At 65.4% G+C, this 21,426-nt stretch carries 20 protein-coding genes; 15 read left to right on the forward strand and 5 right to left on the reverse strand.

Annotated features, from left to right (window positions below; all coding sequences use genetic code 11):
• The first annotated feature begins 60 nt into the window (after window positions 1-60).
• On the forward strand, window positions 61-618 hold the full coding sequence (locus tag ACYQ4W_RS13570) for a DUF2087 domain-containing protein (protein ID WP_459857621.1): 558 nt from the start codon (window positions 61-63) through the stop codon (window positions 616-618).
• 169 nt (window positions 619-787) lie between these two features.
• Window positions 788-1,135 (forward strand): hypothetical protein, encoded by a 348-nt coding sequence (locus ACYQ4W_RS13575; RefSeq protein WP_459857623.1) that lies wholly within the window; start codon window positions 788-790, stop codon window positions 1,133-1,135.
• On the opposite strand, the gene ACYQ4W_RS13580 is transcribed toward ACYQ4W_RS13575, so the two are convergent.
• The 3 genes from ACYQ4W_RS13580 to hisI form a co-directional block, all read right to left on the reverse strand.
• A complete protein-coding gene (locus tag ACYQ4W_RS13580; protein WP_459857625.1) occupies window positions 1,132-1,338 on the reverse strand; it encodes a hypothetical protein in 207 nt (68 codons plus the stop codon). The genes ACYQ4W_RS13575 and ACYQ4W_RS13580 overlap by 4 nt on opposite strands.
• A gap of 76 nt (window positions 1,339-1,414) precedes the next feature.
• Entirely contained in the window at window positions 1,415-2,296 is an 882-nt protein-coding gene (gene hisG / locus ACYQ4W_RS13585; protein WP_459857627.1) for an ATP phosphoribosyltransferase, read from the reverse strand.
• Window positions 2,293-2,670, reverse strand: a complete 378-nt coding sequence (gene hisI / locus ACYQ4W_RS13590; protein WP_459857629.1) for a phosphoribosyl-AMP cyclohydrolase — start codon at window positions 2,668-2,670, stop codon at window positions 2,293-2,295. The genes hisG and hisI overlap by 4 nt, the downstream gene beginning before the upstream one ends.
• 387 nt (window positions 2,671-3,057) lie before the next feature.
• On the opposite strand from hisI, the gene hmcA reads away from it, so the two are divergent.
• From hmcA to ACYQ4W_RS13635, 9 genes are all read left to right on the forward strand, one after another.
• Window positions 3,058-4,743: a sulfate respiration complex hexadecaheme cytochrome HmcA gene (gene hmcA / locus ACYQ4W_RS13595; RefSeq protein WP_459857631.1), complete on the forward strand. Its 1,686-nt coding sequence runs from the start codon at window positions 3,058-3,060 to the stop codon at window positions 4,741-4,743.
• Window positions 4,744-4,774: 31 nt separating this feature from the next.
• The gene (hmcB, locus tag ACYQ4W_RS13600) at window positions 4,775-5,863 is read left to right on the forward strand and encodes a sulfate respiration complex iron-sulfur protein HmcB (RefSeq protein ID WP_459857633.1); all 1,089 of its coding nucleotides are present in this window, start codon (window positions 4,775-4,777) and stop codon (window positions 5,861-5,863) included.
• Window positions 5,864-7,033 carry a sulfate respiration complex protein HmcC gene (gene hmcC, locus ACYQ4W_RS13605; RefSeq protein WP_459857636.1) on the forward strand — a complete coding sequence of 390 codons (1,170 nt, stop codon included), beginning with the start codon at window positions 5,864-5,866 and terminating at the stop codon, window positions 7,031-7,033. It begins immediately after the preceding gene.
• 12 nt (window positions 7,034-7,045) lie between these two features.
• A complete protein-coding gene (gene hmcD / locus ACYQ4W_RS13610) occupies window positions 7,046-7,201 on the forward strand; it encodes a sulfate respiration complex protein HmcD (protein WP_459857638.1) in 156 nt (51 codons plus the stop codon).
• Between the two features lie 3 nt (window positions 7,202-7,204).
• Window positions 7,205-7,885 (forward strand): sulfate respiration complex protein HmcE, encoded by a 681-nt coding sequence (hmcE, locus tag ACYQ4W_RS13615; RefSeq protein WP_459857640.1) that lies wholly within the window; start codon window positions 7,205-7,207, stop codon window positions 7,883-7,885.
• 43 nt (window positions 7,886-7,928) lie between these two features.
• Window positions 7,929-9,326: a sulfate respiration complex iron-sulfur protein HmcF gene (gene hmcF / locus ACYQ4W_RS13620; protein ID WP_459857642.1), complete on the forward strand. Its 1,398-nt coding sequence runs from the start codon at window positions 7,929-7,931 to the stop codon at window positions 9,324-9,326.
• Between the two features lie 75 nt (window positions 9,327-9,401).
• On the forward strand, window positions 9,402-9,818 hold the full coding sequence (locus tag ACYQ4W_RS13625) for an RrF2 family transcriptional regulator (protein ID WP_459857645.1): 417 nt from the start codon (window positions 9,402-9,404) through the stop codon (window positions 9,816-9,818).
• A 223-nt stretch (window positions 9,819-10,041) separates the two neighbouring features.
• A complete protein-coding gene (locus ACYQ4W_RS13630; RefSeq protein ID WP_459857648.1) occupies window positions 10,042-12,096 on the forward strand; it encodes a HAMP domain-containing methyl-accepting chemotaxis protein in 2,055 nt (684 codons plus the stop codon).
• 32 nt (window positions 12,097-12,128) lie between these two features.
• Complete coding sequence (locus ACYQ4W_RS13635) at window positions 12,129-12,623, forward strand: chemotaxis protein CheW (protein WP_459857651.1); 495 nt, start codon at window positions 12,129-12,131, stop codon at window positions 12,621-12,623.
• A 201-nt stretch (window positions 12,624-12,824) separates the two neighbouring features.
• Here the strand turns inward: ACYQ4W_RS13635 and ACYQ4W_RS13640 are convergent, their stop codons facing one another.
• Window positions 12,825-14,552 (reverse strand): N-acetylmuramoyl-L-alanine amidase, encoded by a 1,728-nt coding sequence (locus tag ACYQ4W_RS13640; RefSeq protein WP_459857654.1) that lies wholly within the window; start codon window positions 14,550-14,552, stop codon window positions 12,825-12,827.
• Window positions 14,553-14,714: 162 nt separating this feature from the next.
• Between ACYQ4W_RS13640 and ACYQ4W_RS13645 the strand changes: the two genes are divergently transcribed.
• Both ACYQ4W_RS13645 and ACYQ4W_RS13650 read left to right on the forward strand, forming a co-directional pair.
• Window positions 14,715-16,055 carry a peptidase U32 family protein gene (locus tag ACYQ4W_RS13645; RefSeq protein WP_459857657.1) on the forward strand — a complete coding sequence of 447 codons (1,341 nt, stop codon included), beginning with the start codon at window positions 14,715-14,717 and terminating at the stop codon, window positions 16,053-16,055.
• A gap of 92 nt (window positions 16,056-16,147) precedes the next feature.
• Window positions 16,148-16,339: a ferredoxin gene (locus tag ACYQ4W_RS13650; protein ID WP_459857659.1), complete on the forward strand. Its 192-nt coding sequence runs from the start codon at window positions 16,148-16,150 to the stop codon at window positions 16,337-16,339.
• Between the two features lie 94 nt (window positions 16,340-16,433).
• Here ACYQ4W_RS13650 and ACYQ4W_RS13655 read toward each other — a convergent pair whose 3' ends face one another.
• Complete coding sequence (locus ACYQ4W_RS13655; protein ID WP_459857661.1) at window positions 16,434-17,114, reverse strand: Crp/Fnr family transcriptional regulator; 681 nt, start codon at window positions 17,112-17,114, stop codon at window positions 16,434-16,436.
• Between the two features lie 288 nt (window positions 17,115-17,402).
• Here ACYQ4W_RS13655 and ACYQ4W_RS13660 point away from each other — a divergent pair, with 288 nt between their 5' ends.
• Together ACYQ4W_RS13660 and ACYQ4W_RS13665 are read left to right on the forward strand one after the other, a co-directional pair.
• A complete protein-coding gene (locus ACYQ4W_RS13660) occupies window positions 17,403-18,719 on the forward strand; it encodes a 4Fe-4S binding protein (protein WP_459857663.1) in 1,317 nt (438 codons plus the stop codon).
• Window positions 18,720-18,908: 189 nt separating this feature from the next.
• The gene (locus ACYQ4W_RS13665; protein WP_459857666.1) at window positions 18,909-21,386 is read left to right on the forward strand and encodes a c-type heme family protein; all 2,478 of its coding nucleotides are present in this window, start codon (window positions 18,909-18,911) and stop codon (window positions 21,384-21,386) included.
• Window positions 21,387-21,426: the final 40 nt, after the last annotated feature.

The following is a 21,426-nucleotide window of genomic DNA, read 5'->3' on the forward strand; positions in this document are numbered from 1 at the left end:
GGAAGACGGCGACCACCGGCGCTCCTTTCCCTGGAGAGGCACGTCAGTGAGGTTTGCATCATGAGAACGCCCCTGCCCCTGCACGCGGAGGACATCTCCGCCTTTGCCCGCGCCCTTTCCGGCCAGCTGTCCGACCAGTATGCCGAAGGCCGGCGCACGCCGAGCCACCTGGAGCTGCTGAACATGCTGGCGCGCTCCTCGGGCTACCGCAACTTCCAGCATCTGCGCGCCCAGCGCGAGGCCATGGCCCGCCTGGCCGCGCCCGCTCCAACACCGCCGTCCGCGCCGGTGGACGCCAACCGTCTGCGCCGTTTGCTGCGCCTGTTCGACGCCGAGGGGCGGCTTGCGCGCTGGCCCTCGCGTCGGGGACTGGAGTCCGCCTGCCTGTGGGTGGTCTGGTCCAGGGTGCCCGCCCGCCGCGTGTTCACGGAGGCGGAGCTCAAGGATGTGCTGAACGCCCTGCACACCTTCGGCGACAACGCCCTGCTGCGGCGCGGCATGTGCGACACGGGGCTGATGACCCGCACCCCGGACGGGCGCGAGTACCGGCGCGTGGAGGCGCAGCCCACTGCGGAGGCCTTGGCCCTGCTTGAGCTTTTGCGCGCCCGGCGGGCCTGATTCCCGCCGCCATGTGAAACCAGGGCCGGGGAGCGATCTCCGGCCCTTTTTGCGTTGCCTGGATCAGGGCTGATTTGCCGCCGGCGTGGAAAAGAACCCCCGCACGTATTCCCCTATGCAAACGTTCCATGCTATAGGGTTCATCAATCTTGGTTGCGAGGAGCCCCCCATGCTTGAAGGTGTTTTTCATGTGACGTTTCAGTCCAGTCTCGCCACCATGGGCGAGTCCATCGCTGTGCTGGATGCCTGCGGCGTGCACGGAGCCAACGAGACGCATGTCTTTCGCGGAAGGAAGCAGGGCAACGGCGTGGGCGCCCTGCTGACCCTTGAGATCCGCCATGTGCAGGGCGAGAAGTATCCGTCTTTCGGGCCGCTTTCAGCCATCAATCTGGATATGGAGGTCACGGAGGCGACGGAAGAGGGCTTTCGGGCCAAGGGCTCAATCCGCGAGGCCAACGGCATCCGCCTCAAGGTTGTGGCGGTGAAGCTATGCGGGCTTGTGGAAGGGGATTGCTAGCGCTGCAGGCTCGTCAAAATGGCGAAGCACAGCAGGATGATGACGATGATGAGCAGCACCCGCACCGAGAGCCAGCTTTTTTGCGGCGCGGCGGCGGGCTGCAGCACCACCTGGGGCGGCGGCGGCGCGGCCTTGCGCTTGCCCCAGCGATAGCCCAGCAGCACCAGGGCCACGGCGATGAGAAGAGCGGCCTTGGAGAACACGTGGTCACCCCCGGTGGCGGCTTGCGGTTGAAAAAGAAGGGGCGTCCCTCGGCATGAGGAACGCCCCTTTTGCGTGCTAAATGACCTTGTTCAGCGGGTATTCGATGATGCCCTCGGCGCCGAGGGCCTTGAGCTCGGGGATGAGGTCGCGGACGATGCTCTCGTCCACGACGATTTCCACCGAGAGCCAGGCCTCGTCGGAAAGGGCGCTGACCGTGGGCGAGGTGAGGCTCGGCAGCACCTTGGCCGCCTCGTCCATCTTGGCCTTGGGCATGTTCATCTTGAGGCCGACCATGCGCTCGGCCTTGAGGGCGCCCTGCAGCAGCAGGTTCATCTTCTCTATCTTGGAGCGCTTGAACGGATCTTCCCAGGCCTTTTTGTTGGCGATGAGCCGGGTGTTGGTCAAGAGCAGGTCCTTGATGATCTTGAGGCCGTGGGCGCGGATGGTGGTGCCGGTCTCGGTCACTTCCACAATGGCGTCGCACAGGCCCTCGACGATCTTGGCCTCGGTGGCGCCCCAGGAGAAGGCCACCTCGACAGGAATGTTGCGCTCGGCGAAGTAGTTCTTGGTGAAGTTCACCAGCTCGGTGGCGATCTTCTTGCCCGCCAGGTCCTCGGGCTTGGTGTAGGGGGAGTCGCCGCCGACGGCCAGCACCCAGCGCGCGGGACGGTTGCTCACCTTGGAGTAGACCAGGTCGGAAACGACCACCACGTCGGAGTTGTTCTCCAGAATCCAGTCCTTGCCGGTGAGGCCGCAGTCGAGCACGCCCTGCTCGACGTAGATGCTCATTTCCTGGGCGCGGCACATGCTGCAGGCGATGTCGTCGTCGTCGATCTCGGGAAAGTAGTTGCGGGAGTGCAGACGGATTTTCCAGCCGCTCTTTTCAAAAAGCTTGATGGTGGCGTCCTGGAGGGAACCCTTGGGAATGCCAAGCTTCAATTTTTTGCAATCGCTCATTTTCCGTAGACCTCCTTGGGGTCAAATACCATCGGCGAGCACTCGCGTTCGGTGTCGCCGCAGAGTTCGCGGTAGAAACAGCTTTTGCGGCCCGTGTGGCAAGCCGCCCCGCCCAGTTGGGTCACCTGAACCAGCACCGTGTCGGCGTCGCAGTCCAGGCGGATGGTATGGACCTTCTGCACGTGGCCCGAGGTGCCGCCCTTGTGCCACAGCGTGTTGCGGCTACGGCTATAATAATGGACCTCGCCGGTTTCGAGCGTTTTGTCCCAGGCCGCCTCGTTCATGTAGGCAAGCATGAGCACCTCTCCGGTCTGCGCCTCTTGGGCGATGACCGGCACCAGGCCGCCGCATTTTGCAAAATCAGGTCGGAGCATGCAAACCTCACGTCAAATCGTCTGCGCGCAGGCGCTCACCCGTCGCGCAGCGAGAGCGGGTATACGCAATCCCCCTGGCGTTGTCCAACGCGGCGGGGCCGCCGTTTAAATCCGATTTTTTGGTGGGGAATCTTGCGTGCCGAATATCACAATGCCCAGATTTGATTGTAACCGCATGGTTCAGAAGGGGATTTATTTCATACAAAATGCGGAAATTTCAGGCGGACGCCTTGACTCGGTTGACGGAATTCGGTAGTCACGGGGAAGACAATATTCCCTACCTTTCTGGCGGAAATGCCGCGTCGACCTGCTTTTGGGGTCGCGCACGGCTAGAGTTTTATAGGTTGCTGCAAACCCTCTCAAACGTACGAGGCAAGGAACAACAACATGGAAAAAGGAAGAGTGCTGCTGCTGAGCGCCGGGACCCTGTTCGTCCTGGCCGTGGTCTCCATCCTGAGCCTTGAGGCGCAGGGGGTCGGGGAGGCGCAGGCAAACGCAGCCGCCAGGGCGGACGTGGTGAAGATTGACGCCATGAAGTCCCTGGGCCGGCTGGAGCTGCCGCCCGTCACGTTCTTGCACGACAAGCACACGGCTGCCCTGGAAAAGGCTGGCAAGGACTGCAAGGCCTGCCACCTGGAGAAAGACGGTCAGCTCGTTGTGAAGTTCAAGCGCGAAAAGGACACCACGCAGGCTGAGGTCAAGACGATCTATCACCAGAACTGCATAGGGTGCCACGCCGACATGGCCAAGAAGGGGGAGAAGACCGGTCCCCAGGACGGCGACTGCCGCTCCTGCCATGACGCCAAGAGCAAGATCGTCTCCGCCAAGCAGCCCGCGGGCTTCACCAACGCACTGCACTTCCGCCACACGGAGACCAAGGAGATTCCTTCCGGTCTCAAGAGCGAATCCGGTGAAGTGGCCAAGGACAACTGCGACCGCTGCCACCACGAGTTCAATAAGGAAACCAAGAAGACCTTCTACGCCAAGGGCAAGGAAGGCTCCTGCCGCGTGTGCCACCTGGAGAAGTCCAGCAAGGAGTCGCGCAGCATGGCCGAGGCCTCGCACACCGCTTGTGTGAGCTGCCACCGCTCCCTGGCCCTCAAGGGCGTCAAGGAGACCGGCCCCGTGCAGTGCGCCGGCTGCCACAGCAAGGAAGCCCAGGAAAAGATCGCGCTCAAGAACAAGGAAGCCGTGGCCAAGGCTCCGGAGGGCGCCAAGCTCATCCGCCGCAACCAGCCCGAGCTGACCCTCATGAGCATCGAGAAGCCTGTGGAAGGCATGAAGCCCCTGGCCATGAGCCCGGCGGTGTTCAACCACAAGCTGCACGAAAAGAACGTCGAGTCCTGCCGCACCTGCCACCACAAGGGCATTCAGGCCTGCAACAAGTGCCACACCGTTGCCGGCTCCAAGGACGGCGGGTTCGTTCCGCTTGAGCAGGCCATGCACCGCGCCACCGCGCAGCAGAGCTGCGTTGGCTGCCACAACACCAAGAAGACCGAGGCCAAGTGCGCGGGCTGCCACGACATGATCAAGGCGCGCAAGACTCCGGCCACGGCCGAGTGCAAGAAGTGCCACATCCAGGGCAAACTCTCCGTTCCGGCCGAGCCGGGCCAGATGCCGGCCTACTGGAACATGAAGCCCGAGGAGAAGGCCGCCGCCGCCGCGACCCTGCTGAAGGACCGCGCCGACAAGGCCGATGTCTTCAGCGCCGAGGACATTCCCGAGAAGGTCGTCATCAAAGGCCTGGTGAACGAGTACGAAGCCTCTGAGATGCCGCACCGCAAGATCGTCATGAAGCTTGTGGAGAACATCAAGGACTCCAAGATGTCCGGCGTGTTCCACTCTGACCCCGGCACCCTGTGCCAGGCCTGCCACCACCATGGCCAGCCCGGCGCCAAGAAGCCGCCCAAGTGCTCGAATTGTCACAGCCAGCCCTTTGACGCCAAGACGCCCGGCCGTCCGGGTCTCAAGGCCGCCTACCACGGCCAGTGCATGGGCTGCCACAAGGCTATGGCGCTGAAGAAGCCCCTGAATACGGATTGTGTGGGCTGCCACAAGGAAAAGAAGAAGTAGGCCGGTCCCCGGCATAATAAGGAGCACGTCCATGAAGAGAAGACAGTTTCTCGGCTTGCTGGGCGCCGCGGGGATCACGGCAACCCTGGGCACGAAGGCGCAAGCCGCTACGAAAAGCTTTGACGGCTACCCCGATGCGAAGGGCGTCCTTTTCGACGCCACCCGCTGCATCGGCTGCCGCAAATGCGAGGCAGGCTGCAACAAGGTCAACAAACTCCCGGCCCCGGCCAAGCCTTTCGACGACCTCACGGTTCTCGACAAGGAGCGCCGCACGGACGAGAAGTCCTATACCGTGGTGAACAAGTACCAGGGCAAGAAAGGTCCGGTGTTCCGCAAGACGCAGTGCAACCACTGCATGGAGCCCGCCTGCGCCTCGGTCTGTTTCGTTCAGGCCTTCAAGAAGAACCCCGACGGCTCGGTGACCTACGACGCCAGCGTGTGCGTGGGCTGCCGCTATTGCATGGTGGCCTGCCCGTTCAGCATTCCGGCGTACGAGTACAATGACCCGCTTACCCCGCGCGTCATGAAGTGCACCATGTGCCACGACCAGATCCAGAAGGGCGAGATCACCATGCCCGGCTGCGTGGGCGCCTGCCCCAAAGAGGCCCTCACCTACGGCAAGCGCGACGACCTGATCGAGATCGCCCGGGAGCGCATGCGCAGGAATCCCGGCCGCTACGTGAACCACATCTACGGCGAAAAGGAGATGGGCGGCACCAACTGGCTGTACCTCTCCGGCGAGAGCTTCTCGACCATCGGAATGCGCGAGGACCTGGGCAACACCAGCGTGCCCGCCATGACCGCCGGCCCGCTCTCGGTCGTGCCCATGGTTGCGGCCCTGTGGCCCGCCCTCCTCGGCGGCGTCTGGGCCATCAACAAGCGCAAGGAGAAAGTGGCCGAGGAAGAGCAGAAGGCCGCTGTGAAGGCCGCCAAGGCCGCCACCAAGGCCGAGGCCGACGCCAAGCTGGCCAAGGCCATGGAGGGCGCCGAGCGCGACAAGACCCAGGCCATTGAGCGCGAAGTGAAGCGCGCCTTGGAAGAGGCGGAGAACGCCCGCAAGGAAGCTGAGGCCGCCGCGAATACTGACACTCCCGACGATAGCGAAGGGAAGGGGGCCTAGATGTCAACGGAAAACACGAGTTCCAGCTCCATCTGGACCCCGGCGAACATCATCACCGCGATCATCCTGGCCGTGGGCCTGGTGATCACCGTGCTGCGCTTCACCAAAGGCCTGGGCGCCGTCACCAACCTCGACCAGAACAACCCCTGGGGCATCTGGATCGGCTTCGACCTGCTGTGCGGCGTCGCCTTGGCCGCCGGCGGCTACACCACCAGCTCCGCCTGCTACATCTTCGGGCTCAAGAAATACCATTCCGCTGTGCGCCCGGCCATTCTGACGGCCTTCTTGGGCTACGCGCTGGTCGTCTTCGCCCTGCACTACGACGTCGGCCGTCCGTACCGCCTCGTGTACCCCATCTTCCTGCAGCCCGGCACCACGTCGCTGCTGTATGAAGTGGGCCTGTGCGTGTTCCTGTACGTCACGGTCCTGGCCATCGAGTTCTCGCCCGCCATGTTCGAGTGGCTGGGCATGAAGAACCTGCGCAACAAGATCCACAAGCTGACCCTGGCCCTCACGGTCTTCGGCGTCATCCTGTCCACCCTGCACCAGAGCTCGCTGGGCGCGCTGTACATCGCGGTGCCGTCCAAGATGCACCCCCTGTGGTACAGCCCGTACCTGGCGATCCTCTTCTTCGTGTCGAGCATCCCTGCCGGCCTGTCCATGGTCATCTTCGAGGGCACCCTGGCCCACAAGCCCTGGCACCACATGATGGACCAGACGCACCTGGACGAGCATGAGGGCGTGATCCTGGGCTTTGCCCGCGGCGCCTCCATCGCCCTGGCGGCCTACTTCTGCGTCAAGCTGGTGGCCGTGGCCTACGACAACAACTGGCATTACCTGGCCTCCGGCTGGGGCGCCTGGTGGCTGGTCGAGGTCGTGGGCTTCGTGCTGGCGCCCTGCCTCATGTACGCCATCGGCAGCCGTGAAAAGAACATCAAGCTCATCAAGTGGGCCGCCGCGGTCACCGTTATCGGCATCATCTTGAACCGCTTCAATGTCTCGATGATTGCGTTCAACTGGCAGCTGCCCGCTGACCAGCGCTACTTCCCCAGCATCCTGGAGATCATGTTCTCCATTTTCGTGGTGACCGTGGGCGTGACCGTGTACCGTTTCATCGTCAGCCGCATGCCCATCTTCTTCGAGCACCCCGAATACAAGGACGCCCACTAAAGGAGGTCCATCATGGAATACTACGTTTTGCACGATTTCATGCTGCACACCAAGAGCATCACCTACATCCTGATGGGTCTGTTCGTGGTTGGCTTCTGGGGCCTCTGGGCATTCATGACCTCGCGTGACGAGGAAATTCACAAGTTTCCTGAGCACGACAAGGAGTAGCCCATGTACCAGATTATCACCGGACCTCTTTTGTGGCTGACCTTTGCGGTGTTTGTGGGCGGCCTTGCCTGGCGCGTCTACACCTACATCAAAGGCCTGGACTGGAAGCTTGACCGCGTGGCCTACGGCACGCAGACGGCTTACGGCGTCCGCGGCGCGGTGCGCAGCATCGCCGCCTGGATCGTGCCCTTCGGCTCCCAGGGCTGGAAGGTGAAGCCGATCTTCACCATCCTGTTCTTCGTGTTCCACATCGGCATTGTGGTGACCCCGCTGTTCCTTCTGGGCCATGCGGTGATCTTCAAAATGCGCTTCGGCCTCGGCTGGCTCACGCTGCCCATGTGGGCGGCCGACACGCTCACCGTCGGCATGCTGTGCGCGGCGCTGTTCATCCTCGTGCGGCGCATCGCCCTGCCCGAGGTGCGCATCATCACCAGCCTGTACGACTATGTGCTGCTGCTCATCACCGCCGCGCCGTTCTTCACGGGCTTCATGGCCGTGCACCAGCTCGGCGGCGACTACCAGTTCTGGCTCTACGCGCACATCCTGACCGGCGAGCTCATGCTGCTGGCCGTGCCCTTCACCAAGCTGTTCCACGTGGTGGGCTTCTTCCTCTCGCGCGGTCAGCTGGGCATGGACTACGGCATCAAGCGCGGCGGCATGAAGGGCACGAACATGGCCTGGTAGGCAACCGCCGCCAGCCCGCAAAGCAGTCAAGGAGACGAAAGCAATGCCCGAAGGTAAGTTCTGCAACAGGACGCCCGTCAACACCCAGGAAGCCCTTGAGGCTCTTCTGGCGGACAAGGGCGGCAAGCAATACTACGCTGAAATGGAAGAACTGGACGTCGACGTTCCCAAGCTCGCCGCGTCCATCAAAAACACCTGCAAATCGCGCACGCAGACCTGGCTCGACATGTGCGCCCACTGCGGCCTCTGCGCGGACTCGTGCTTCTTGTACCTGTGCAACAACCGCGACCCCAAGCAGGTTCCGGCGTACAAGATCCAGTCCACCCTGGGCGAAATGGTGAAGAAGAACGGCGATGTCGACAACGCCTTCATGCGCAACGCCATGGAAGTGGCCTGGAGCCAGTGCACCTGCTGCAACCGCTGCGGCCAGTACTGCCCCTACGGCATCGACATGGGCGTCATGTTCAGCTACCTGCGCGGCCTGCTGCACTCCCAAGGCTTTGTGCCCTGGGAGCTCAAGATCGGCGCCGGCATGCACCGCGTGTACAAGGCGCAGATGAACGTCACCGACGAGGACTGGACCGAGACCTGCGACTGGATGGCCGAAGAGGCCCAGGACGAGTGGCCCGGCCTTGAAATCCCCATCGACAAGGAAAACGCGGACATCATGTACACGGTGAACGCCCGCGAGCCCAAGCACTACCCGGAGGACATCTCCGAGGCGGCGGTGCTGTTCCACGTTGCGGGCGAAAACTGGACCGTGCCCAGCTCCGGCTGGGAGCAGACCAGCCTGTCCATGTTCGCCGGCGACTGGGAAGCCTGCACCCTGCAGGTGAAGCACGTGTACTCCGCCATCGAGCGCTTGAACCCCAAGCGTTGCGTCGGCACCGAGTGCGGCCACGCCCACCGCGCCACCGTCATCGAGGGTCCCTACTGGGCCGGCCGTCCCGACGGCTTGCCGCCCAAGCCCTACCTGCACTATGTGGAGTGGCTGGCCGAGGCCCTGCGCCTGGGCAAGCTCAAGATCGACCCGGCCAAGCGCATCAAGCAGCTGGTGACCCTGCAGGACTCCTGCAACTACATCCGCAACTACGGCTTGAAGGAAATCACCCGCGAGATCGTGAGCTACATCGTCGAGCCCGGCTACTTTGTGGAAATGAGCCCCAACAAGGAGCACAACTTCTGTTGCGGCGGCGGCGGCGGCTTCAACGGCATCGGCCGGTTCCGCAAGCAAAGAAACCGCGCCCTCATGATGAAGCGCGACCAGATTCTGGCCACCGGCGCCAAGCTGGTCCTGGCGCCCTGCCACAATTGCTGGGACGCCATCCGCGACCTTGAGGAAGAGTTCAAGATCGGCATCAAGTGGAGCTTCCTCAAGCCGCTCGTTGCCGGCATGCTGATTGTGCCCGAGCACTTGAAGCCCAAGGAAGAAGAAGAATAGCTTCCTCTCGGGGGCGGACGGACCCAAGCGCCGTCCGCCCCCTTAATCCTGCCAATCCCGCAACTCGGAGAGTCCATGCGCCTGAGCACAAAGAGCCGTTATGGCACACGAATGCTCATCGACATCGCCGAGAACTACCATGACGGCCCCGTGTCCGTGTCTGAAATCGCCGCCCGCACTGGCATCAGCGAGAAGTACATGGAAAAGCTCATCCGGCGGCTGAAGAAAGCCGGACTGGTGCTGAGCAAGCGCGGGCCCAAGGGCGGCCATGTGCTCGCCAAGCCGGCGGCCAGCATCACCGTGGGCGACATTGTGCGCGCCCTGGAGGAATGGGTTGTGCTCAAGGGCTGCTCCCTCAGCAAAGACACCTGCGCCTCCTGCAGCCGGCTTGCAAACTGCCCCACCAAAGACGTTTGGGAGCAGGCCAACAAGGCCATGTTCGACGCCCTGGACGCCTATACCCTCCAAAGCCTGCTCAAGCCCTTCGGCTGATCTTTCCCCAGTCTTCTACCTATTTTCCGTTCGGGCATCTTGTGCCTTGTGTCCGCATGGGCTAAAGCATGCTCAGGTGAATACCGATATGGTTCTTTGCGATTACTGCGGACGCGAGAACTCCGTAGTCACGCGACGCGTCAGCATTGAATATTGGGCTTGAACACCAAATGATCACCGACGCCGCTTTGGCTCAGCCTTGCGGACTCTCCAGGGGGGCTCCATGCTCAAAAATCTCAAGTTGGGAACAAAAATCGGCGGCGGATTCGGTGTCCTCATTCTTATCTCCATGCTGCTTGGCGGCGTGGCCGTGTACAACATGAAACACGTCGGCGCCGTGGCCGACAACCTGGAGACGAAGATCGCGCCCCAGGTTGATACCGCGGTGCGCGTTGAGCGCAACGTTCTGCAGGCCATGCTCGCCATGCGCGCCTTTCAGTACACCGGCACCGAAGCATCCTACAACGAAGGCATCGCAAGCCTCAATGAGGTCGACAAGGCCTTGGCCGATGCCGCCGCGCTGGTGCAGAAGCACCCCGACCTGACCAAGCTCAAGGACATTGTCGTGAAGGCCCAGGCCAAGGTGGCGGAATACCGCACCCTGTGCCAGCAGGCCAAAGACATGGACACCACCAAAGACAAGAACATGGAGACCATGGTCGCCGCTGCCGCAGAGTTCGGCAAGTCTTGCGAATCGTTTGCCGATAATCAGAACAAGCAGCTGAGTGCAGAGCTTTCCGGCAAGGTTGACGGCAAGAAGCTCCGCGAGCGCACCGAGAAGGTCGCGGCGATCAACGCCGTCACGCAGTTGGGCAACGCGGTGCGCATTGCCAACTTCAAGTCCCAGGCCACGCGCGACAGCAAGTTCGCCATGGAAGCCGTTAAGAACTTTGATGAAATAGCCAAGTTGCTGGAAAAAGTAAGACCCACCATCCATACGGAAGCGAATCTTAAGAATCTTGAAGAGATAAAGACATCCGGCAACGCCTACCGCGCGGCCATGGAAGAATATCTGAAGTTGAGCGATGCCTCCGACGCCTTGGCCGTCAAGCGCCGCGACCTTGGCAACGAGGCCAACGCCCTGGCGCGCCAGGCCTCCGAAGCGGGCGTGAAGGAAACCAAGGAAGGCTCCGCGCAGGCCGCCTCGTCCCTGTCCGCGGCATCCGTCGTCCTCATCACCGGGCTCATCATCGCCCTGGTGCTTTCCCTCGTGGTCGCGGCCTTCCTCACGCGCGGCATCACCCGTCCGGTCATGCTCGGCGTGGACTTCGCCAAGCGCATGGCCGAGGGCGACTTCACCGGACATTTGAACATTGAGCAGAAGGACGAGATAGGCGTGCTGGCCCAGGCCCTGAACGACATGGTGGGCAGGCTGCGCGGCGTTGTGGCCGAGGTGCGCGGCGCCACGGACAACGTGGCCTCCGGCTCGGAGGAGCTTTCCGCCTCCAGCGAGTCCCTTTCGCAGGGCGCCACCGAACAGGCCGCCGCCATTGAGGAGGTCTCCTCCAGCATCGAGGAGATGGCCTCCAACATCCGCCAGAACGCCGACAACGCCCAGCAGACCGAGCGCATAGCCCTGCAGGCCGCCAAGGACGCCCAGGAGGGCGGCGTGGCCGTGGGCCAAGCTGTGGTGGCCATGAAGAACATCGCCGAAAAGATCTCCATCATCGAGGAGATTGCGCGCCAGACCAACCTGCTGGCTCTGAACGCCGCCATCGAGGCCGCCCGCGCGGGCGAGCACGGCAAGGGCTTCGCCGTCGTGGCGGCGGAAGTGCGCAAGCTGGCCGAGCGCAGCGGCAACGCCGCGGGCGAGATCAGCGAGCTTTCAAGCTCCACCGTTTCCGTGTCTGAAAAGGCCGGTGAGATGCTCATGAAGCTCGTGCCGGACATCCAGCGCACGGCCGAACTGGTGCAGGAGATAGCCGCCGCCACCGGCGAGCAGAACTCCGGCGCCGACCAGATCAACAAGGCCATCCAGCAGCTCGACCAGGTCATCCAGCAGAACGCCTCGGCCTCAGAGGAAATGGCCTCCACCAGCGAGGAGCTTTCCAGCCAGGCGCAGCAGCTGCAGCAGACCATGAGCTTCTTCCGCGTCGATGGCGGCGGCACGGTCCTGCGTCCGCGCAAGCCCAAGGCCCTGCCCGCCGGCCCCTCCGCGGCCAAGCCCCAGGCGGCTCCCCGTCCTGCCGCGCCGGCTGCCCCGTCCGCCAAAAAGAGCGGCGGCATCGAGCTTGATTTGAGCCCGGACAGCGACGACGGCGAGTTCGAGAAGTTCTAGGCCCGGCCGTCATCGGCCTCAAGGAGACGCTTATGGCAGAGAAAAGCGCCATCGAAACCAGCCAGCATTTGACCTTCACCCTGGGCAAAGAAGTCTTTGCGCTGGACATCGCCAGCGTGCGCGAGGTGTTGGAGCTCACGTCCATCACCAAGATCCCGCGCACCCCGGACTTCATGCGCGGGGTCATCAACCTGCGCGGCCACGCCGTGCCGGTCATGGACCTGCGGCTCAAATTCGGCATGCCCAAGGCCGCGGCCACCGTGGACACCTGCATCATCATCGTCGAGGTGGACTTCGAGGGCGACCGCATCATCATGGGCGGCATGGTCGATTCCGTGCGCGAGGTCTTCGAACTCCCCTCCGACCGCATCGAGGCCGCGCCGCGCATGGGCACGTCCATCAGCACGGACTACATCAAGGGCATCGGCAAGCAGGACGACGTGTTCATCATCATTCTGGACATCGCGCGCATCTTCTCCGCTGCGGAGCTTGCCCTCGCGCGGGAGGCTCAGAAAGACGCGGCATAGCCCGTGGCCTGACGGCGCGCAGGGCCGATGTCTGCGGCGGAGCGTTCAGGGGAGCAATGCGGGCGCATCCGTGAGGTTTGTGGCCAACTGCCTCCTGAGGGCAGGACCGGGCCGCATCGCAATGGAAAGCAAAAGGCCGGGCTGAACATCTCTGTTCGGCCCGGCCTTTTGCGTGCGCATGCGGCACATTTGCGCTGCGCCCTATTTGCCCGTGTAGCGCTCGATCTGCTGCTTGTATTCGTCAATGCCGTCGGCCACGCCGTTGGCCAGAATCTTCAGGTACACGTCGGTCTTCAGCCGCGCGGCTTCGGTCTTGTTGGTGATGTAGCCCATTTCCAACAGGGCGGAGGGCATTTTGGCCCCCATGAGCACGTAGAAGGGCGCTTCGCGGTTGCCGTGGTCGGTCACGGACCATTTGTCGCGCAGGGCCGCAAGCCCCTGCCGCTGCAGCCCCCTCGCCAGCACGACGCTTTCCTTGATCTTGGAGGTGAGCATGAGGTCGGTGAGGATCATCTGCAGATCGCTGATGTTCTTGTCGGTGACGGAATTTTCGCGCGCGGCCACGCGCACGGCGTCGGGCGTGCGGGCCAGGTTGAGGCTGTAGGTCTCCAGGCCGTTGATGCCGGGGTCTGTGCTGGCGTTGCAGTGCACGGAGATGAACAGGTCGACCTTCTTGGCGTTGGCGAGGGAGGTGCGCTCCTCCAGCGCCAGGAAGTCGTCGGTGGTGCGCGTGTAGAGCACGCGGTAGCCGCGCTGCTTGAGCATCTTGCCCAGGATGAGGGCCATGCGCAGGGTCACGTCCTTTTCCTGTAGGCCAAAGCCCCGCGCGCCGGGGTCCTTTCCGCCGTGTCCGGCATCGACCATTATGGTGCGCACGGTGAGCCCAAGCTGCTCCACAAGGTCGGCCGCGAGTTTTTTGCGGTTGCCCTTGGGCGCGGCAAAGGCCTGCGGCACCGTGTCTTCCGGCGCTGCCACGGGCACGGGCGTGGCGGCCTTGGCCTCGGCGGAGCTGAAGGCGTCGATGACCAGGCGGAAGGGGTTGTCCAGGGCGGTGACGCGGTAGTCCTTCAGCTCGGCGAAGTCCATGACCACCCGGGTGCTGTCCTGGTCCTTGGGCGCAACGCGGATGTGCTTCAGGATGCCGCCCGCCACCTGCATGGAGTCGGTGAGGCCGGCGCGGGGGCGCACTCCCATGAGGTCGATGTAGATGCGCCCGGCCAAGCCCTTTGCGCCCCGGTGCTCCAGAATTTGGTAGCGGAACTTCACGCGGGAATCCAGGTCGAGCACCACGCGGGCCGAGGCGCCGCTGTTTTTGGGCCGCACCTCAAGCAGCTGCGGCTTTTCCGCCGGGGCGTTGCGCGCGGCGGCGGGCGGGTCCGGCGTGGGATCGGGCGCGGCATCGGGTTTCTTTGCGCTTCGGCCTGCGGTTTTGGGGATGCGCGCAAGCATTTTGGCGGCGGTGGCCGCATGGGGCGAGGCGGGGTAGAGCTGCCGCAGGGTCATGAAATCGCCCTGGGCGCCGTCCGGATCGGAGAGGCGCTGCAGGCGGATGGTGCCGCGGTGGAGCAGGGCGTCGGGGGCGAGCTGATACTTGGCGAAGCGCTCGGCACAGGTGCCGAAGGTGTCCGCGGCCTTGAACCAGTCGGCCTTGAGGCCGGAGCGCTTGGCGATCTCCTGCTGCACCCGGGCCAGAAAGAACGTGGCCTTGGCGCCGTTGAGGCCGTCCGGCTTGGCGCTTCTGGCCTGTTCCAGTTCCGTTTCCAGCTTGCGCAGGGCTTCTTTGGAAGGATTCTTGCGGGCCAGCAGGGTTTGGAAGCGTTGCACCGGGGCATCGGCAGGATTTTCAGCGGTTTTGGCGGGCGCGGCCTTTGCGGCCTGGGAGACGCCGGAAGCCAGGCACAGCGCCAGCAGCAAGAACGGCAAAAACAAGACCGCTCTACGCCCCGTGCGCCCCGCGCAAGCATGCATCCGTATCGCCATGGTCCCCCGGCCCAGGCGCGGCAAACGGCGCGCACTTCTGGCCTCAGTCATCATTGCCGAGAATCTACAAAAAGTCCAGAGAGCCTCAACCGTTTTCCAAAAGCCCACATCTTGACCGCCGAAGCTCTCAAAGGCTACCACGCGTCGATGCGCATGCCCGAACTGCTTTTGCCCTGCGGCGACATGGAATCGCTGGAAACAGCCCTGCTTTACGGCGCGGACGCCGTGTACCTTGGCGCGGACGGACCCAACCTGCGCGCCGGCGCGGCGGGCTTCGCCGGCGAGGGGCTGACGCGGGCCACGGCCCTGGCCCGTGCGCGCGGCGTGCGCGTGTACGTGTGCCTCAACGCCAGCCCGCGCGAACAGGACATGCCCCTGGTGCGCCAGGGCTTGGAGCAGGCCGTGCAGGCCCAGGCCGACGGGCTGATCGTAGCCGATGCCGGGGTGGCGCGCCTGGCCCTGCGCCACGCGCCCGGGCTGCCGCTGCACATCAGCACCCAGGCCAACACGCGCAACAGCGAGGGCCTTGCCTTCTGGCGCAATTTGGGCGCAACGCGGGCCAACCTCGCGCGGGAGTGCGCCGCGGGGGAGGTGGCCGCCCTGGCGCGCGCGCGCGACGAACATTTGCCCGGCTTCGAGCTGGAGGTTTTTGCCCACGGCGCGCAGTGCATGGCCCTTTCCGGCCGCTGCGGGCTCTCGGTGCACATGGTGGAGCGCAAGCCGGGCGAAACCGGGCGCACCGCCTGCATGGGGGCCTGCGCGCATCCCTGTCGCTACGAGTACCGCTTGCGGGCCGTGGTGGAGGAGCGCAAACGCGCCGGTGCCGAGGCCTGGGAGGTGCTGGAGCAGTGGACGGACGATCCGGCCGCCCCGGGCGAGGCGCCCTGGACCCAGTTCTTTGCGCCCCAGGACCTTTGCCTGCTGTGGTATGCGCCCTGGCTGGCGCGCCTGGGCGTGGACGCCCTCAAGATCGAGGGCCGCACCCGCAGCTCCGCCTATCTGGCCGTGGTGGCCGATTCCTGGCGCTTCGCCCTGGCTTCGCTGGCGGCCGGGCGCTTCCGCCCGCGGGAGGTTCTGGACGAACTGCGCCACGCCGCCACCCGTTCGTTGACCGCCGGGCTTTTCGGGGCGAACGCACATCGGCCCATCCCCGGCCTGGACCAGCTGGCCCAGCGCCATCTGCCCATGCTGCGCGTGCTTGCGCCCGCCAAGGCCGACGGCTCGGCCTGGCATGTGGAGCTGAAGGGCCGGCTGGACACGAAACGCCCCGAGGGGTTGACGCTGATTGCGCCGGGCTTTGCGCGCCCGGTGCTGCCGCCCGGCGGCTACCGCCTGGAGCAGGGGCCGGACTCGGCCTTGCCCGGCCTGCCTGTGGAGGAAGGCCACCCCGGCATGCGGCTGGTGCTGCACGCCGCGCACCCCGCCCTGCGCCCCGGCGTGTTCGCCCGGTAGCAAAGCACGGCGCTTCCGGGCGAGGCATTCCACGCCCCCCCCTTGGCAACCGACCTGCGGCTGGTATACGGTGAGATCAAATGGAGGATCATATGGCTGGCACTGTGACGATTGACGAAGACGAATGCATTGGCTGCGAAACCTGTTGCGAGTTGACCCCCGGCGTCTTCCAGTTTGACGCCGGTTCCGGCAAGGCCAAGGTCGTGGACCCCACCGGCGCCTCGGACGACGAGATCCAGGCGGCCATCGACGCCTGCCCGGTCACCTGCATTTCCTGGAAATAGCGGCTGAGGGCGGCGCGGCTGCCTCCCGGCCGGTTGCAGGCGGGGAGGGCGGCCGCGCCCCTTTGGCCCGCTCTTGCATGGGGCTGCGCGCCGCTTAGCGGCCGGCCTCCGCCAAGTGGGCCAGGGACTCGGCATCCACAAGACGCACGCGGTTGCCCGAAATCTCTATCAGGCCTTGGTCGGCGAGCTTCTTGAGCGCCCGCGAAAGGGTCTCCGGTATGGTCCCCAGATAGGCGGCGATTTGCCCCTTGGGCAGGTCCAGGGTGAGTTCGTCCGTGTTTTGCGTGGCGCGCAGCAGCAGCAGGTAGCCCGCCAGCCGCTCCGGCACTTCCTTGAGGCTCAGCTGGGCGATCTGCGTCACGAACGAGCGCAGCCGGGCCGACAGCAGCGCCATGACGCCAAGGGCCAGTTCCGGCTCGCGGCGCAGCACCTCCACAAATCCCTTGCGGGCAATGCTCACCATGAGGCTGTCTTCCAGCGCCTGCGCGCTGGCCGGATAGGTCTTGCCCTCGAAGACGGGCACCTCGGCAAAGGCCTCGCCCGGGCCGAAGACATGCAGAATCTGCTCCTTGCCGGAGGGCGCGGCCCGGAACACGCGCACCTTGCCCGAAGCCACGGCATAGAGATGCGTGCCCGGCTGCCCGGCCTCGAACAGGATGTCTCCAGCCTTGAAGCGTTTGAGCACGGCGATTTCCGCGAGGCTTGCCAGCTGTTCCCTGGGCAGTCCTTCGAACAGTTTGACGCTCCCCAACGCGGCGAGCTTATCTTTTTCCATGTGGCCTCCAGTGCATGGCTTTGACTTTAGTCATGGAAGAGGGAGAGCACAATGGGCAGAGTGCCTGTGAGCCGATTGTTCCAAGAACGGGCTCAACAAATTGCTCCTCCGCCTGTTTTGCCATGGTTTTGCCGGTGCAGCAGGGCAGGGCGCGTTTACGCCCTGGCCGACTTGACTGCCGCCACACAAGCCGACGTGAGGCGCGGGCGGGATTTCTCCAGAGATGTTGAGCCTTTCAAGCATGAGCGCCCGAAACCCTTTGCCAGTAAGCCGACAGGAGACCTGCCCATGCCGCAGATGATGCTGACCTTGGTGGTGCTGGGCCATGTGCTCCTGGCCGCTCACGCTTTGCGGCGCGGCGACTGGTCCCTGTGCGCCGCCCTGGCTTTGCTGCCTTTGACGCTCTTGACGCGCAGGGGCGCGGCGCGGCTGGCGGCCGCAGCGGTGCTTGTGCTGGGCGCTGGGCAGTGGGTCGTTTTGGGAGCGGATTTTGTGAGGATGCGCATGGCCTTCGGCGAGCCCTGGCTGCGTCTGGCGCTGATTCTTGCCGCCGTATTCGCGACAAGCCTGGCCGCCGGGCTGTGGCTGCTGGGCAAGCGCGCCCGTGGCCTGTTTCCGCATGGCCGCGAGGCGGAACTGCCTCAGGCCGCGGCGTTTTTGCTGGTCGTGGGGGTGTTGTCGCTTGCGCGCGCCAAGGCCAGCATGCCCGTGCTGCTGGCGGACCGCTTCTGGCCGGGCTCCGGCTGGCTGGAGATGCTGGGCCTTGGCGTGTACGCCGCATGGCTCGCCGGCCGCCTCCTGGACGCCCGCGCGCACAAGCGGTTGCGGCCGCGCATCTGGGCCTTGTTCTCCGCGCTGTTCTTCGGGCAGCTGGCCCTGGGGCTGGCGGGCTTTTCCGATCTGCTCATGACCGGGCGGCTGCATTTGCCCGTGCCCGCGCTCATCCTCGCCGGGCCGATCTTCCGGGGCGGCGGCCTGTTCATGCCCATCCTCTTCGCCTCCACCGTGCTGCTCGTGGGGCCCGCGTGGTGCAGCCACCTGTGCTACATCGGCGCGTGGGACGACATGGCCTCGCGCCTGAGGCCGAAGCCGCCGCAAGCGCTTTCGCGGCGCTGGACCATCGGCGCGCGGCTGGGGACTCTCACCCTGGCCTGCGGCGGGGCCCTGGCCCTGCGTCTGCTCAACGTGCCGGTGCTGACCGCGGTGTGGTTGGCCGCGGGCTTCGGGCTCGTGGGCGTGGGGGGCATGCTGCTGGCCTCGCGCCGGGCCGGGGCCATGGTCCATTGCACGGTCTTCTGCCCCATCGGCCTTGTGGGCAACGTGCTGGGCAAGCTCATGCCCTGGCGCATGCGCATCAACCTGGACACCTGCACGCGCTGCGGCTCGTGCCGGCGCGCCTGCCGCTACAGCGCCCTCACATCGCAGGAGATCGAGGCCGGGCGGCCGGGCCTGTCCTGCACCCTGTGCGGCGACTGCGTGGGCGCCTGCCCGCACGACTCCATGCACTACCGCTTCCCCGGCCTTTCGCCCGCCGCCGCCCGCGCGTTGTTCCTCACCCTGGTCGCGGCGCTGCACGCGGTGTTCCTGGGCGTGGCCCGCATCTGACTTCCTGCGGGGGCGCGCGCAGCCTGTGCCCTGGGCCGGGCGCATTGCGCCGTTTTCTCGCAATGCCGAAGCATAGCCAGGTGCATCCTCGCGTTGGCATGCCGTTTCCCGCCGGAGGCAGGGGTGCAGCCGGGCGTTGCCATCCCGCCCCGGGCCGGGTACACAGGCCCGAACACGGGGGCCGCCATCATGCGCAGCATCATGCCGCACAGCCTGCAATCAAAGTTCCTGGCCGGACTCGGCCTGGTCATGGTCCTCATGGTGGGCTTCTTCGCCCTGGCCCTCAACCTGCACCTGGAGCGGCTCATGGAGGGCGAGGCGCGGGAGAAGGCCGCGCTCATCCTCTCGCAGGTGGAGGCCATCCAGGGCTACGTGCGCGCCAGCCTGCGCCCGGCCATGTACCGCCTGCTGCCCGACGACCAGTTCGTGCTGGAGGCCATGAGCACCTCCTACATCACCCGCGGCGTGATGAGCGACCAGAACCTCGCGCGCGAGGCCTTCACCTATCGCCGCGTGGGCGTGGGCGCGCGCAACCCGGACTACGAGGCCGACGAGCGCGAGCGGGCCTACATCGAGCGGTTTGAAGCCGACCCGGGTTTGACGCGTCTGGAGGAGTTCGCCGAGTTCAAGGGCGAGCGCTACTTCGTCACCGTGCGCTCCCAGCGTTTTGACGAAGGCTGCCTGCACTGCCACGGCGACCCGGCCGAGGCCCCGCGCGAACTCATTGAGCGCTACGGCGCCACGCGCGGCTTTGGCCGCAAGGTGGGCGATCTGGCGGGCATCGACCTGGTGCGGCTTAAGGTGCAGCGCGACCTGGGCGGCATCCGCGAGGCCACCCTTTCCTTCGCCATGCTGTTCGCCGCCGGCATCCTGGTGCTGTTCCTCACCATCCAGGGCTTTTTCCACCGTCTGGTGGTGCAGAGCCTGCGCCGGGTTACGGGCATGATGCACCGCTTCTTCCCCGAGGAGGCCAAGCACGCCCAGGAGCCCCTGCACCGCGACGACGAGATCGAGGGTATTCTGCACGGCTTTGAGCTCTTTGCGGCGCACTTGCGCCAAGCCAGGCTCGACCTCACCGAGTACGCCGCGACCCTGGAGGACAAGGTGGCGGCGCGCACGGCGGCCATCACCCGTCTGGCCGACGAGCGCCGCGCCGACGTGGCCTTGTTCGTGGCCCTGCTGAACAGCCTGAACGAGAGCCAGACCAAGCAGCAGATGCTGCCCGCGGCCCTTTCGCTCACGGCCCAGCGCTTCGGCGCCAGCCGCGCCGGGTATGTTTGCGTGCTGGCGGCCACGGACTACGCCAGCTGGCCGGACCCGGAGGCGCGGATCGACCTGCCCGAGGACTGGCACGATCTCGTTTCCGCCGGGGAGCCGCGCCTGACCCCCCAGGCCTGGTTCATTCCGGTGCAGACCTCCGGCACCAGCCGGGGCCTGCTCATCCTCTACTGGGATGCGGACCAGGAGAGCAGCGGCCGCCTGGCCGACCTGGCCCGGGCCATCGGCCAGCAGCTGGGCATCGCCATGGAGAACCTGGAGGCCCTGGACAGCCTGCTGCGGCAGAACGCCATGCTTTCGTCCATTTTCGAGGGCATAGCCGACCCGCTTTTGCTGCTCGACGCGGGCGGCTCCGTGCTGCTGGCCAACAGCCCGGCCCGCGATCTGGCCGCCGGTTTGGCCGCGGGCAAGCCCGGCGCACGGTTCCACGGTCTGCTCGCCCTGCTTGGCCAAGTGGCCGCCAGCGGCGGCAGCGGCGAATTCGAACTGCCCGACGGGCGCATTTTCGAGGCCAGCCTGTACCCCGTTGCCGAATCCGGCGGCGGGCGGCGGCATGTGGCCTCTTTGCGCGAGGTGACCGCCGAGCGGCGCATGGAGGGCCAGATGCGCCGCAATGAGCGCATCGTGGCCGTGGGCCAGCTGGCCGCGGGCCTCGCGCACGAGATCAACAACCCCCTGGGCGTCATCCGCTGCTACGCCGAGCTGCTGCAGGCCTCGCAGCCGGAGCCGCAGGCCCAGGCCGACCTTGAGATCATCATCCGCCACACGGACCAGGCCCGGCGCGTGGTGCGCGACCTGCTCGACTTCGCCCGGCCCAGGCCCGCGCAGAGCGGCCCGAGCGACCTTGCCGCCGTGGCCGCGGCGACGGTGGAGGTGCTGCGGCCGCGCGGCAAGAGCAGCCCGGCGAGCCTGACCTTGGAGGCCGAACCCGGCCTGCCTCTGGTGCGCGCCGGGTCCGACGCCTTGGAGCACATCCTGACCAATCTCGTCATGAACGCCCTGGACGCGGTGGCGGGCCGGCCGGACAGCAGGGCGGAAAACAGGGAGGAAGGCCGCGTTCAGGTGCGCCTCGCCGCGCAGCCGGGCCACGCGCTGCTGACCATAACCGACAACGGGCCGGGCATAGCCCCGGAACATCTGGACCGCGTGTTCGACCCCTTCTTTACCACCAAGGAGGTGGGCAAGGGCACGGGCCTCGGTCTGGCTGTGGTCTACAGCTTGGTGCGCGATTTGGACGGCAGCGTGGAGGTGGAGAACGCCCCTGGCGGCGGCGCGGTCTTCCGGGTGCTGCTGCCCCTGGCAGAGCCCGCCGGAGCGGACGGAGCAGACCGAGCGGGCGAATCCGGTGGAGAAGCCGCGCCTGGGGGAGGACGCGATGCGGCGGAGTGACGCAGGGCGCCGGACCGGGCTGCCGGTGCTGCCGGCCGTG

The organism is Humidesulfovibrio idahonensis, assembly GCF_054657715.1.